We start from the raw sequence: 12241 nt of genomic DNA, 5'->3' as shown, positions 1-12241 counted from the left end.
CCCCGCCCCCGTGTCGCATGTCTTCTTGTGAAAGGACTACCGATGGACACCATGCGTGACCGTTTCGCCCCGGTCGTGACCGAGCTGCTGGACGAGGACCCGCGGGTCGCCGTGGTCCTCGCCGAGATCGGCGCGGACGGCTTCGTCGAGGCCGGGCGCCGGCATCCCGACCGGGTGATCAACGTGGGCATCCGGGAACAGCTCCTGGTCGGCGCCGCCGCGGGGCTGGCGCTGACCGGGCTGCGGCCCGTCGTGCACACCTTCGCCAGCTTCCTCGTGGAGCGGCCCTTCGAGCAGGTCAAACTGGACCTCGGCCATCAGGACGCCGGCGCGGTGCTGGTCAGCGCCGCCGCGTCCTTCGACTGGCCGGCCGGCGGGTTCACCCACATGGCACCCGGCGACGTGGCGCTGCTGGACACCCTGGACGGCTGGACCGTGCACGTGCCGGGGCATCCGGACGAGGCCGAGACGCTGCTGCGGCACGCGGTCGCCGCCGGGGACGACAAGGTGTACGTACGGCTGTCGGTGCGGTCGAACGCCGATGGGCTGCCGGTCGACGGCGGGCGGTTCCGCACCCTGCGCGAAGGCGGCTCCGGCGTCGTCGTCGCCGTCGGACCGGTGCTGGACGAGGTGCTCGCCGCCACGCAGGGCCTGGACGTCACCGTGCTGTACGCCACCACGGTCCGCCCCTTCGACGCCAGGACGCTGCGCCGGGCGGTCCGGGCGGCGCGGGCGGACGTGGTCCTGGTGGAGCCGTACCTCGCGGGCACCTCCACGGCGGCCGCGAACGACGCGCTGGCCGACGTACCGCACCGGGTGCTGGGGCTGGGAGTGGGGCGGCGGGAGCTGCGGCGCTACGGGCTGGCCGAGGAGCACACCGCGGCGCACGGTCTGGACGCCCGGTCGCTGCGGGAGCGGATCGGCGGCTTCCTCGGGGCGGCGGCGCGCGGCTGACCCCCGGAGCCGTCAGCCGGCGGGCGGCAGGCCGAGCCGGGGGTGGCTCTCCAGCAGGCCGGCCGGGGCGGCTTGGCGCCAGGAGTCGGCGAGGATGTCCCGCAGTTCGTCCTCGTCCTCCAGCGCGGCGAGCCGGACCCGCACCCAGGCGAACTGGGCCTCGTGCCCGGCGATCCAGAACTTCTCCGGCTCGGCCAGGGCGAGTTCGTCCCGTTCCTCCTTGGGGCAGCGCACGGCGGCGGACGTCTCGTCCTCGGGCAGCGTGGCGAACATCTTGCCCGCCACCCGGAAGGTCGGCATGCTCCAGGCGGTCTTCTCCGTGGTGTCCGGCAGGGACAGGGCGATACGGCGTACGTCTTCGGCGTCCGGCATGTCTGGCACCGTAGCCCGGGGCACTGACAGCCGGCCCCCGGCGGCGGCCCGCCGGGACACTGGTTTGCGCAGGACGCATACTCTTTTGCCCATGACGCAGGAAACCACCGGTGACCTCGATGGTCTGGTCAGGGCCCGGATCCGCGCGCTGCGCCTGGCGCAGGGCTGGTCGCTCGACGAACTGGCCGTCCGGGCCCGGCTCAGCCCCTCCACCCTCAGCCGGATCGAGACCGGCCGGCGGCGGCTCGCGCTGGACCAGCTCGTCACGCTCGCCCGCGCCCTGGACACCTCGCTCGACCAGCTGGTCGAGACCGCCGCCGACGACGTGATCTCCAGCCCCGTGAGCTACGCGGCCCACCAGCGGATGCAGTGGCGGGTGCGCGCCGATCCGGGGCTGACCGTGGTACGCCAGCGTCTGACGGACCCGCCGCCCGTCGGTCCGGCGGGGATGCGCGCGCATCCCGGCCGGGAGTGGCTCGTCGTCCTGGCCGGTACCGCGGTGCTGCTGCTGGGCGACCGGCGGCTCCGGGTGGAGACCAACCAGGCCGCCGAGTTCCCGACGATGCTCCCGCACGCCCTCGGCGCCGAGGGCGGGCCGTGCGACGTGCTGGGCATCTTCGACCGGGACGCCCGCCGGGGCCACGCCGACCGCGCGGCGCCGTGAGGTACGGGTTTCTTGCGCGACCGGCATGCGGGCGGCCGGTGTCTTGCCCTTCCGGGAAGCGGCCACGCGATACGCCGGTACTGCTCCTAGCGTGGCCGGCATGACACACACCACCCCGCCCACCGACCACCACCCGGCTCAGCACGCCGACCACCACGCAGACCACCACACCGGTCAGCACACGGGTCAGCACGCGGACCAGCACGCCGGCGACCAGGCGGAGATCCTCGACCTGGACGCCGAAGTGCTCGCCGAGCAGCTCGCCGACATCACCGCGTGGCTGCCCCGAACGGCCGCGCCCCGGCGGATCGTGGACCTGGGCTGCGGGACCGGGACCGGCACCTTCGCCCTGCTCCAGCGCTTCCCCGCGGCCGAGGTGACCGCCGTCGACGCCTCGGCCAAGCACCTGGACCGGCTGCGTGAGAAGGCCGCCGCGGCCGGTCTCGCCGACCGGGTGCGCACCGTCGAGGCCGACCTCGACACCGGCTGGCCGGACCTCGGCAGGCCCGAACTGGTCTGGGCGTCCGCCGCCCTGCACCACATGGCCGATCCGGACCGCACGCTGCGCCAGGTGCGCGAGACACTCGCGCCCGGCGGGCTGTTCGCCGTCGTCGAACTGGCCGGGTTCCCGAGGTTCCTGCCCCCGGATGCCCCCGCCGACCGGCCCGGTCTGGAGGAACGCTGTCACGCCGCGCTCGACCGGCACCACGCCGAGCACCTGTCGCACCGGGGCGCCGACTGGGGAGCGAAGCTCGGCGCCGCCGGCTTCACCGTCGAGGCCGAGCGCACCGTCACCGTGGACCTGCCGGGCAGTGCGGCGGTCGGCCGTTACGCGCTCAGCAGCCTGCGCCGGATCCGCGGCGGGGTGGCCGCCCTGCTGCCGGCCGAGGACCTGGCCGCCCTCGACCGGCTGCTCGACACCGGCGGTCCGCACAGCGTGCTGCGCCGCGCCGATCTGACGGTGCGTACCGAACGCATGGTGTGGGCGGCGCGGCGCGCCTCCTGAGCCGGGTTCAGCCGGGCGGCGCCACGTGCTTGAAGTACAGCGTGGTGGGCCGCAGGACACCGGACGGGCTCGCGGCGTAGTCGGGGATCTCGCCGGCCCGGGTCCAGCCCGCCGCGCGGTAGAGGCGTTCGGCGGGGCTGTCGGTCTCGGTGTCCAGGTGGAGCAGGGTGATGCCGGACGCGGCGGCGGCCCGTTCGGCGGTCTCCAGGAGGGTGCGGCCGAGACCCCGGCCGCGGGCCCGGCGGTGCACCATCAGCTTGACCAGTTCGGCGCGGTGGCGGCTGTTGGGCTTGTCCGGCAGGACGAGGCTCACGGTGCCGGTGACCGGTCCGCCCGGCCCGTCCGCTCCCTTCTCCCGTGCCGTCCATACGGCGAGGCTCCCGGCGGCCACCGCGTCGGCCCGGGACCGCCACCAGGACAGCGCCTCGGCCCGGTCCAGCGGGGCGAGGAAGCCGATCGAGGCCCCGCCGTGCACGGTGTCGGTCAGCAGGTCGGCCAGTTCCCCCGCGCACTCGGTGAGCCGGGCCGCGCCCAGCCGGGTCACCGTCATGGCGGCGGTCATGGCAGCACCACCGCCAGTACGTACCGGACGCCGTCGGGCCCCGGGCAGCGGAACCGCGTCGGCCCCCAGACCCGCAGCCGCAGACAGTCACCGGTCGCCAGGTGGTGCGCGGTGTCCTGCGCGGTCACCTCCAACTCCCCCGCCAGCACCCAGATGTGCTGCTCCAGACCGGGCACCGGCGGCCGGTCGTACGCCAGGTCGGCACCCGCGGCGAGCCGGCCCTCCACGAGTTCGCCGCGCAGCCCGGCGTGCGGCGGGGACACCGACCGGCGTACGAAACCGGCGGCGCGGTCGGTCCAGATCCGCTGGTCGGCGGCCCGGACCACGGGGGCGGGCCGGGCCTCGACCTCGCCGAGCAGCTGGGACATGGTGCGCCCGTGCACCGCGCACAGGCGGTTGAGCAGGGCGGCGGTGGGGCTGGTCTCGGCGCGTTCGGCGCGGGACAGGGTGGAGCGGCTCACCCCGGTGCGTTCGGCCAAATCGTCCAGCGACCAGCCGCGTTCGGCGCGCAGCTCGGCCAGCCGGGTGCCGAGCCGGACGTCCATCGGGTCCGGGGAACCACTGTCGCTCTGTCTCATATCCGGGACGCTATCCCTGATATGAGACAGCTGTGTTACGGGACGCTCACTCCTTGGCGGCCGTCTCCAGCGCGTCCAGCACCGTGCGGATCAGCGGGTGTTCCGCGGCGCCCCGGCGTACGGCCGCGAACACCCGGCGGGTGGGCGCGGTCCCGTCCAGGGGCTGGAAACCAGGCGCTCTCGCAGGCCGGCATCACCACGTCGTGGCAGGGGCATGGGTCAGCCGGATGCCGGGCGCGGTACGGGCCAGGCCGGTCAGCGCCGGCGCCACGACCTGGTCGATGCCGGTGGCGAACGAGGCAACGGTGCCGGTGCCGGCCTCGCCCGCGGCCCACGCGGCCAGTTCGGCCTCGGCGCGCTCCAGCCGGGCGAGGACGGCGTGGGTGTGACCGCCGGCCGGCCCGGGCCGCGTCGCCGGTCATCACCGGCGCGATGAGGTGTTCCCCGGGCAGCACGTCGAAGCCCGCCGCGGTCATCCGGCGGCGGAAGAGGGCGGTGTTCCCGGCGAGCCGGACCCGCAGGCCGTCGGCGAACTCCAGCAGGTCGAGGACCTTCAGGGAGGCGGCGGCGATGACCGGGGCGCGGGTGTTGGAGAACCGGTGCCGCGGCTTTCCTTCACGCGGCGCGGGAGCCTCACAGCGGCAGGCCGTCGGCCGCGCTCCGCTCGATCCGGCCCATCAGCTCCGCCGCCATCGCCTTGATGGTCGCGAGCCCCGCCTTCCCCCACGGTCTGGGCCGTACGTCGGCGGCGCTCACCGCGCCCAGTACCGTCCCGGTGCTGTCGATGAGCGGGGCGCCCAGGTAGGAGCGGATGCCGAAGGTGTCGACGACCGGGTTGCCCGCGAACCGCGGATAGTCGCGGACGTCCTCCAGGGCCAGCGCCCGGCGCCGGGCGGCCACATGCGGGCAGAAGCCGTGGTCGCGGGGCTGCACCCGGGCGAATTCGAGGACCCCGCCGTCGCCCGTCGACGCGGCCCGGGGGGCGTGCAGACCGGCGAACAACTGCCCGTTCTCCACCAGGAAGTTGACCATCGCGTACGGCGCGTCGGCCAGGTCCGCGAGCCGGCCCGCGAAGGCGTCGAGCGCGGGGTCGGGGCGCACCGCGAGACCGAGCAGCCGCAGTCGCCGTACCCGCGCGGGTGCCTCCCGGTCCTCGGGCGTGAGCAGCAGCCGTCCGGGCGGGCGCGGCGGGTCGTAGGTCATGGGCGGCTCCAGGGCGAGGGCTGTGGCGGGCCGGGCAGGCGGTCACATGTGGGCGCCGTGGCCCGTGGCGGGCTCCGGCGTGTGGGCGATGAGGTGGCGTACGAGGGTGAGCAGGGTCGCTACGCCGGAGCTGGAGATACGGGCGTCGCAGCGCACGATCGGAACCTCGGCGGGCAGGTCCATGGCGGTGCGTACCTCCTCGGTGTGGTAGCGGTGGGCGCCGTCGAACTCGTTGACGGCGACGATGAAGGCCAGGCCGCGCTGTTCGAAGAAGTCGATGGCGGCGAAGGACTCCTCCAGGCGCCGGGTGTCGGCGAGGACGACCGCGCCGAGCGCGCCCTCGCACAGCTCGTCCCACATGAACCAGAACCGTTCCTGGCCGGGCGTGCCGAACAGGTACAGCACGTGCCGCGGGTCGAGGGTGATGCGGCCGAAGTCCATGGCCACGGTGGTCTCGAGCTTGTTCTCGATCCCTTCCAGGTTGTCGGTCGCGGCGCTGACCGTGGTGAGCAGTTCCTCGGTACTGAGCGGCGCGATCTCGCTGACCGCGCCGACGAAGGTGGTCTTGCCCACCCCGAATCCGCCCGCCACCAGGATCTTCAGTGCGGTGGGGAACGGGTCGGCGCCGGACGCGCCGTACTCACAGCTGTCGTCGTAGTCCATCGAGCACTGCCTCCAGAAGGGCCCGGTCCGTGGGGTTGTGGTGGAACTCGGCGGGTGGCTTGGTGGTCAGCGCGCCGCAGTCGACGAGGTCCGACAGCAGCACCTTGGCGACCGCCACCGGCAGCCGCAGATGGGCGGACACCTCGGCGACCGGGACGGGCGCGCGGCACAGGTCCAGGGCCTGGGTGTGCTCCGGACCGAGGTAACCGAGGGGGGTGGCCCCGGTGGCCATCACCTGCGACATCAGGTCGAGGTCGATGGTGGGCCGGGTACGGCCGTTGCTGACCGTGAAGGGGCGCACGAGGCGCCCGGCCGCCTCGTCCACCCACGGCCCGTCGCCGGCCGTCACCACGCTCACGGCCTCATCGCCGGGGAAGCCGGGGAGACCGCGGCCTGAACGGTGTGCTGCCGGGGCGCGGTCACCAGGTAGGGGCGGACGCTCTTGACCAGCATCGCCATCTCGTAGCCGAGGACGGCCGCGTCGGCCTCGCGGCCGGCCAGCACGGCGAGACAGGTGCCGGAGCCGGCGGTGGTCACGAACAGCAGGGTCGAGTCGAGTTCGACGACGACCTGCCGTACGTCCCCGCCGTCGCCGAACCGGATCCCGGCGCTGCGGCCGAGGGAGTAGAGGCCGGAGGCCAGCGCGGCCATGTGGTCGGCGCTGTCGGCGTCGAGGCCGTGGACGGACTTCACCAGTCCGTCGCAGGACAGCAGCACCGCGCTGGACGTGTGCGGCACCCGCTGCACGAGGCCGCTCATCAGCCAGTCGAGGTCGGACACCTGTCCGGTGGGCGCATCGCTCGCCATGGTGGATCGACTCCTTGGGGTACGAAGATCTGCGCAAGCGCTGAGGGTGGGGGTGGAGGTGGAGGTGGCGGTGAGGGTGGGGGTGGGAGCGGGGTGGTGGGTGGTCATCCGGTCGGTGCGCTCCCGTCGGGACGGGTGCGGGGGTCGGTGCTGTCGGGGGCGGGCGCGGACCGGGCATCGGTGGTGCGGGCATCGATGGTGCGGGCATCGATGGTGCGGGCATTGATGGTGCGGGTGACGTCGCCGGTGTCGGCCGGGAACGGCTCCGGATGCCCCGGCTCCAGGCGCTGCTGGGCCTCGGCGAGGCCGATGCCGCGCTGGAAGGCGGCCATCAGGCCGGGATCGTGCCCGGCGACCTGGTCGGTGTCCTGGCGGGGTGCGGGCCCTTCGCGCAGTTGCGGCACCAGGTGTTCCTGGGCGCGACGGTGGGGCAGCCGGGGCTTGTCCATGGTGCCGCGCACGGCGGTGTGGCGCGGGACGGGCGGTGCGCTGGTGTGCTCGGCGACCAGCGGCCGGTCGTCGGGCCGGATGCCGGGCACCGCCTCGGCGGGGGTGGCCCGCACCGTCCCACGGGCACCGCGCACGGGCAGCGGCGGGGCCGTGCCGGTGCCGGTGCTGCGGGGAGCGGCTGGGGCGAGCCGGGGCCCGGGGGGCACGGGCGACGCCGGTACGGCGGCGGACGGGGCGGCAGACGGGGGCGGGAACGGGGACGGGGGCGGGACGGGAGACGCGGAGTCGGTGACCGGTGCGGGGCTGGTGGCCGTTCCGGAGCCGGCGGCCGATCCAGGTCCGGTGGCCGTTCCGGAGCCGGCGGCCGATCCGGGTCCGGTGACCGGTCGGTAGCCGGCAGCCGACCCGGGTCCGGTGACCGATGCGGCCCCGCCGGCAGGGACGGACGGGCCCGCAGACCCGGGTCCGGCCGTGGGCCGGGGCGGCGGCGGTACGGCCGCCGGACCGCCGCCGACGGTCGCCGGCGGCGCCGCCGTGTCCGGGGCCGAGGCGTCGGGGGCCGTCCCCAGCAGGGCCTGCGGCACGATCAGGACGGCCTGGACCCCGCCGTAGATGTTGGTCTGGAGGCGGACGCCGATGCCGTGCCGCTTGGCGAGCTGGGAGACGACGAACAGGCCGATGCGGCCGTCCGCCAGCAGCCGGGCGACGTTGACCTGGTCGGGGTCGGCGAGCAGGCCGTTCATCCGCTGCTGTTCGTCGACCGGCATGCCCAGGCCCCGGTCCTCGACCTCGACGGCGAGTCCGGCGGTGACCAGGTTGGCGCGCAGCAGCACCTGGGTGTCGGGGGCGGAGAACACCGTGGCGTTCTCCACCAGTTCGGCCAGCAGGTGGATCACGTCGGCGACGGCGTGGCCGCGCAGGGTGCCGTCGACCGGCGGGACCAGCCGGACCCGGGAGTACTGCTCGACCTCGGCGATGGCCGAGCGCAGCACCTCCGTCATGGAGACCGGGTGGCTCCACTGCCGACGGGAGACGGCGCCGCCGAGCACGGCGAGGTTCTCCGCGTGGCGGCGGATGCGGGTGGCCAGGTGGTCGACGTGGAAGAGGCCCTTGAGCAGGTCGGGGTCCTCCTGCTCGTTCTCCAGCTCGTCCAGGATGGAGATCTCCCGGTGCACCAGTGACTGGAGACGCCGGGCGAGGTTGACGAAGACCTCCAGTTTCTGTTCGCTGCCCGCCTGGCTGGAGAGCTGGGCGGCCCGGACGACGGCGCTGACGGCACCCTCGTGGGCGCGGGACAGGTCGGCGGCGAGCAGTTCGAAGTCGTCGGCGTCGTCCGGCGGTCCGCCGCGCGGTTTGCGCTGCGGCGGAGCCTCGCCGCGGCGCAGCGTCTCGACCAGGGTGCGCAGTTCCGCCTCGCCCCGGGCGGTGCTGCGGCGCAGTGCGCCCAGGCGTTCACCCACGGTTCGGGCGGCGCGGTCGGCGGCCACGGCGGCGATGACGACGGCGGCCACGGTGACGCAGAGGGCGCCGGTCAGCACGGCCCACAGCGCGGGCGCCGGGCGGATGGCGGTGGACCGGACGGTGAACAGGACGGCCGCCGAGGCGCTGAGGGCGACCGCGACGGGCGGCAGCACGGCGAGCCGGAGCAGCTGGGACCGTATGGGGGTCTCGGGCAGCACGGGCTCGGTGCGGGCGGCCGGCCGGCCGTGCCGGCCGCCTTCACGGCGGTCGGCGCGCACGGCCGGGGCGCGGAGGTGAGACATCGGTGTCCTCGGGTACGGGTCCGTGGGCGGACACTCACAGTAGTCGCGTGCGCATCAGGCGTGCTGGGCGGTTTGCCGAAATCCCCCGCAGATGGCCTTTAAAGCGCGAGACATCGATCGAGAACGATCAAATAGCAATCACCCTCGGTTACCGCACACCCCTCACTCGGTCCTTTTGCCCGCACATGGTTCGCCCGCCTCCCCGACATATATATGATTGCTATATGCATCAATCCGACGAGCAGCGCATCGAATGCGCGGCTCGGGGCCTCCTGCGAGGCATCGGACAGCTGGCACAGGCGCTCTTCCGCACCGGTGACTTCGGGCTGACCCGCAGCCAGGTGGCCGTGCTGGACGCGCTGGAGGACGGCCCCCGGCGGGTGACCGCGCTCGCCGCCTGCACCGGCATGGTCCAGCCGCGCGTGACCGTGGTCCTGCAGAGCCTCGAAGAGCGCGGCCTGGCCGCGCGCGAGCGCTCGGCGGCCGACCGGCGGGTGGTCCAGGCGTCCCTGACGCCGGCCGGGCGGGAGCTGCTGGAACAGGGACGCCGGCGGATGGCCGCCGCCCTGCTGCGGGGCCTCGACGCCGGTGTCGCGGACTCCGAACGCGCCGTGGGCGCCGCCCGGGACGCGCTCACCGTCCTGTCGGACGCGATGACCACGTCGAACACGACGGACTCGTCAAACACGACGGACTCGTCGAACATGACGGACCCGATGAACATGACGGACTCGATGGACAAGGATTCGGAGGCCACTTGAGCAGCCCAGGCACCGCGGCGTCGGACACGGCACCGGAAGCGATGCCCTCCGCGCCACCCCCCGCCACCCCCGCTCCCGCCCACCCGGCGGGCACCCTCGCGCCGCGCCGGGTGGGCGGCCCCCCGAGACGCTGGGACTGGGTGCTCGCGGCCGACCCCGGCCTCGGCCGGCTCCAAGCGGGCTGGCGCACCTTCGTCGCCATGGTGACCGCCCTGGCGACCGGCTACGGCATGGCCCGGGCCCTGGACCTGCCCGCGATGATCGGCATGATGGTCGGCGGGATGATGGGCCTGATGAGCGCCTTCGCCGTCGCCGAGAACACCTGGCAGCGACTGGCCCGCGCCATCCTGTGGATGCCGTTCCCCTACGCCGCGATCCTCTACCTGGCCGCCGAACTGCACGACGAGCGGGCGCTGGAGATCGGCCTGATGGTCGTCGCCCTCGCGCTGACCTTCTTCCTCGCCCGGTTCGGCCAGCTCTTCCTGCTCACCGGCATGATGCTGTTCAACGGCCTGATGGTCGGCATGATGGCGAACATCCCGGCGTCGATGTCGGGCCAGGCGTTCGTCGTCGCGCTGGTCGCCGCCGCCGCGGTCCTGGCGACCCGGCTGCTGCTGTGCTACCCGATGCCCCGCGAGGACCTGCTGCGCACCCAGCGCGCCTTCGTCGTGGAGGCCCGCCGGGTGGCGGACGCGGCCGTGGACGCCCTCGACCCCGACGCCGACCAGCAGCGGGCCGTGCGCCGGATGTCCCGCTCACTGCGCCGCCTCAACATCACCACCGTCACCATCGACGGCCGCCTCGCCCAGCCCGAGGTCGCCGCCGACCCCGACATGGCCGAGCTGCTGCACCGGCACCTCTTCGACGCCGAACTGGCACTGCGCGGCATCGGCCGCGCCGTCCAGGACCTGGCCGGCCGGGACGTACCCCCGCGGTTGCGCGAGGCGATGGCCGTCGGCTTCGTCCTGGCCCGGGACACGCCCCTCGGCAGTGCCCAGGGGCTGCACCCCGCGGCCGAGCACATCCGCCGCCAGGCCGACCACGTACTCCACCACGCCGCTCCCGGCGACCGGCAGGCGGAGACCGTCGAGTTGGCCCACCGCGTCGCCGGCCTCCTCGACTCGCTGGCCGGCTCCCTGTCCCAGTGGCTCGCCCTGGGCTGGAGCTCCCCCGCCGCCCCGGCGAAGGTTCCCTTCCAGCCGACCGTGGCCCTGGAGCGCGGCCTGCCGCCCGGCTCGGCGCCCGCCACCCGGCGGGTCCTCGCGGCGGGCGCGGACCGGAGCTGGCGCCGGATCGTCCCCTTCGTACGCGCTCCCCTGCACGCCGGGATCGCCGCCGCCATCGTCTGCCCGCTCACCGACGCCATCGACCCGCAGCGCTTCTACTGGGGCCTGGTCGGCGTGATGATCACATTGTTCGGCACCAACACCACGCACGAGCGGCTGCGCAAGTTCGGCCATCGCATGGCGGGCACCGTGATCGGCGCGGTGATCGGCATCGCCCTGCTCGGCGTGCTGGGCACCGGCCACGTCTACGCGACGCTCACCGTCATCGTGCTGGGCCTCACCTTCGGCGCCTGGGGAATGCAGCGCGCCTACGCCCTGTGGGTGGTCGGCCTGGTGGTCGCGCTGGTGCAGCTGTACGGCCTGACCACCCCGTACGACGGCATGGACCATCTGCTCGGCGAGCGGCTGCTCGACAACGGGCTCGGCATCCTGATCGCCACCGCCTGCGCCGCGCTGATCTTCCCGCTGTCCAGCCGGCGGATCACCCGGGAGGCGGAGCGCGGTTACGTCGCCGCCGTCGCCGACCTCGTCGCGCAGCTCGGCGAGCGCTGGCGGGACCCGGAGGCCCCGGTCCGGCTGCGTGGCGCCGCCCGCGCGGTGGACGCCGCCCTGTTGCAGGTGGTGAGTCTGGCCCGGCCGCTGGTGCGGATGCCGCTCGGGGTGCGCGGCCGGGCCGCGGACCACCGCACCGCGCTGCTGACCACGGCCACCGGGCACGCCCGGGCGCTGGCCTCGGCGGCCGACATCGACGTCGATCTGGCACCGCGGCAGGCCGAACGGTTCACGCTGGTCACCACGGCGCTGGCCGGCTCGCTGGGCGCGCTGGAACGCTCGCTGGCGGCGGGCGAGCCCGAGGGCACCTGGCAGCGGGTGGGGCCGCTGATCGGTGAACTGCGGGCGGAACTGGATCTGGCGCCGCCCGGCCCCCGGGCCACCCGGCTGCGCCGGGCGCTGCGCGAACTGGCCGCGCTGGACGAGACGTTGGCCGGGTACGCGGAGCGGTGCGGGCTCACCGTGCGCAGCGCCGCGCCCGGCGAGGTGGCGAGTTCGCCGATGGAACGCCGGGCGCGGGCGCTGGTGGCCGAGTGGGCGGTACGGCCCGCGGTACGGCACACGGCCGCCGCCGTCGCCCCGGCGGAACCCGGACCGCGCACCCCGGCCGGGACGGCGCC

At 74.6% G+C, this 12241-nt stretch carries 13 protein-coding genes and 2 pseudogenes; 5 read left to right on the top strand and 10 right to left on the bottom strand.

From position 1 onward, the window contains the following. The first annotated feature begins 42 nt into the window (after positions 1-42). Positions 43-954 (top strand): transketolase C-terminal domain-containing protein, encoded by a 912-nt coding sequence (locus tag AB0G32_RS26915; RefSeq protein ID WP_361168417.1) that lies wholly within the window; start codon positions 43-45, stop codon positions 952-954. A gap of 12 nt (positions 955-966) precedes the next feature. On the opposite strand, the gene AB0G32_RS26910 is transcribed toward AB0G32_RS26915, so the two are convergent. Continuing rightward, positions 967-1326, bottom strand: coding sequence for an MmcQ/YjbR family DNA-binding protein (locus tag AB0G32_RS26910; protein WP_361168414.1), 360 nt, complete (start codon positions 1324-1326; stop codon positions 967-969). A 91-nt stretch (positions 1327-1417) separates the two neighbouring features. Here AB0G32_RS26910 and AB0G32_RS26905 point away from each other — a divergent pair, with 91 nt between their 5' ends. Both AB0G32_RS26905 and AB0G32_RS26900 read left to right on the top strand, forming a co-directional pair. Then, positions 1418-1990, top strand: coding sequence for a helix-turn-helix transcriptional regulator (locus tag AB0G32_RS26905; protein WP_361168411.1), 573 nt, complete (start codon positions 1418-1420; stop codon positions 1988-1990). 100 nt (positions 1991-2090) lie between these two features. Next, the gene (locus AB0G32_RS26900; protein ID WP_361168409.1) at positions 2091-2996 is read left to right on the top strand and encodes a class I SAM-dependent methyltransferase; all 906 of its coding nucleotides are present in this window, start codon (positions 2091-2093) and stop codon (positions 2994-2996) included. A gap of 7 nt (positions 2997-3003) precedes the next feature. On the opposite strand, the gene AB0G32_RS26895 is transcribed toward AB0G32_RS26900, so the two are convergent. From AB0G32_RS26895 to AB0G32_RS26855, 9 genes and pseudogenes are all read right to left on the bottom strand, one after another. After that, on the bottom strand, positions 3004-3546 hold the full coding sequence (locus AB0G32_RS26895; RefSeq protein ID WP_361168624.1) for a GNAT family N-acetyltransferase: 543 nt from the start codon (positions 3544-3546) through the stop codon (positions 3004-3006). Positions 3547-3554: 8 nt separating this feature from the next. Beyond that, positions 3555-4136: an XRE family transcriptional regulator gene (locus tag AB0G32_RS26890; protein ID WP_361168406.1), complete on the bottom strand. Its 582-nt coding sequence runs from the start codon at positions 4134-4136 to the stop codon at positions 3555-3557. A 46-nt stretch (positions 4137-4182) separates the two neighbouring features. Next, positions 4183-4524: pseudogene (locus AB0G32_RS26885) on the bottom strand (hypothetical protein); the annotation flags it as partial. Beyond that, positions 4523-4747: pseudogene (locus AB0G32_RS26880) on the bottom strand (glycine C-acetyltransferase); the annotation flags it as partial. The pseudogenes AB0G32_RS26880 and AB0G32_RS26885, both read right to left, overlap by 2 nt. A 22-nt stretch (positions 4748-4769) precedes the next feature. After that, positions 4770-5339, bottom strand: coding sequence for a GAF domain-containing protein (locus tag AB0G32_RS26875; protein ID WP_361168403.1), 570 nt, complete (start codon positions 5337-5339; stop codon positions 4770-4772). Positions 5340-5381: 42 nt separating this feature from the next. Beyond that, a complete protein-coding gene (locus AB0G32_RS26870) occupies positions 5382-6002 on the bottom strand; it encodes an ATP/GTP-binding protein (protein ID WP_361168400.1) in 621 nt (206 codons plus the stop codon). After that, positions 5980-6354 (bottom strand): DUF742 domain-containing protein, encoded by a 375-nt coding sequence (locus AB0G32_RS26865; RefSeq protein ID WP_361168621.1) that lies wholly within the window; start codon positions 6352-6354, stop codon positions 5980-5982. The genes AB0G32_RS26870 and AB0G32_RS26865 overlap by 23 nt, the downstream gene beginning before the upstream one ends. 2 nt (positions 6355-6356) lie before the next feature. After that, positions 6357-6809: a roadblock/LC7 domain-containing protein gene (locus AB0G32_RS26860; RefSeq protein ID WP_361168397.1), complete on the bottom strand. Its 453-nt coding sequence runs from the start codon at positions 6807-6809 to the stop codon at positions 6357-6359. Between the two features lie 104 nt (positions 6810-6913). Further along, a complete protein-coding gene (locus AB0G32_RS26855; protein WP_361168395.1) occupies positions 6914-9022 on the bottom strand; it encodes an ATP-binding protein in 2109 nt (702 codons plus the stop codon). 224 nt (positions 9023-9246) lie between these two features. Between AB0G32_RS26855 and AB0G32_RS26850 the strand changes: the two genes are divergently transcribed. Both AB0G32_RS26850 and AB0G32_RS26845 read left to right on the top strand, forming a co-directional pair. After that, positions 9247-9783 (top strand): MarR family transcriptional regulator, encoded by a 537-nt coding sequence (locus AB0G32_RS26850; RefSeq protein ID WP_361168392.1) that lies wholly within the window; start codon positions 9247-9249, stop codon positions 9781-9783. Next, a partial coding sequence (locus AB0G32_RS26845; protein WP_361168389.1) for an FUSC family protein occupies positions 9780-12241 on the top strand: 2462 nt, incomplete at its 3' end. The genes AB0G32_RS26850 and AB0G32_RS26845, both read left to right, overlap by 4 nt.

It is taken from the genome of Streptomyces sp. NPDC023723 (assembly GCF_040639815.1).
Classification (GTDB): Bacteria; Actinomycetota; Actinomycetes; order Streptomycetales; family Streptomycetaceae; genus Streptomyces.
The sequence above is the reverse complement of the archived record's forward strand: the minus strand, read 5'-3'. Positions and strand labels throughout refer to the sequence as shown.

What these genes read in the sequence shown, in the direction of transcription:
- AB0G32_RS26910 (WP_361168414.1), bottom strand. Translation starts at nt 1,326, where the DNA reads ATGCCGGACGCCGAAGACGTACGCCGTATCGCCCTGTCCCTGCCGGAC.
- AB0G32_RS26915 (WP_361168417.1), top strand. Translation starts at nt 43, where the DNA reads ATGGACACCATGCGTGACCGTTTCGCCCCGGTCGTGACCGAGCTGCTG.
- AB0G32_RS26850 (WP_361168392.1), top strand. Translation starts at nt 9,247, where the DNA reads ATGCATCAATCCGACGAGCAGCGCATCGAATGCGCGGCTCGGGGCCTC.
- AB0G32_RS26895 (WP_361168624.1), bottom strand. Translation starts at nt 3,546, where the DNA reads ATGACGGTGACCCGGCTGGGCGCGGCCCGGCTCACCGAGTGCGCGGGG.
- AB0G32_RS26890 (WP_361168406.1), bottom strand. Translation starts at nt 4,136, where the DNA reads ATGAGACAGAGCGACAGTGGTTCCCCGGACCCGATGGACGTCCGGCTC.
- AB0G32_RS26870 (WP_361168400.1), bottom strand. Translation starts at nt 6,002, where the DNA reads ATGGACTACGACGACAGCTGTGAGTACGGCGCGTCCGGCGCCGACCCG.
- AB0G32_RS26860 (WP_361168397.1), bottom strand. Translation starts at nt 6,809, where the DNA reads ATGGCGAGCGATGCGCCCACCGGACAGGTGTCCGACCTCGACTGGCTG.
- AB0G32_RS26900 (WP_361168409.1), top strand. Translation starts at nt 2,091, where the DNA reads ATGACACACACCACCCCGCCCACCGACCACCACCCGGCTCAGCACGCC.
- AB0G32_RS26905 (WP_361168411.1), top strand. Translation starts at nt 1,418, where the DNA reads ATGACGCAGGAAACCACCGGTGACCTCGATGGTCTGGTCAGGGCCCGG.
- AB0G32_RS26855 (WP_361168395.1), bottom strand. Translation starts at nt 9,022, where the DNA reads ATGTCTCACCTCCGCGCCCCGGCCGTGCGCGCCGACCGCCGTGAAGGC.
- AB0G32_RS26875 (WP_361168403.1), bottom strand. Translation starts at nt 5,339, where the DNA reads ATGACCTACGACCCGCCGCGCCCGCCCGGACGGCTGCTGCTCACGCCC.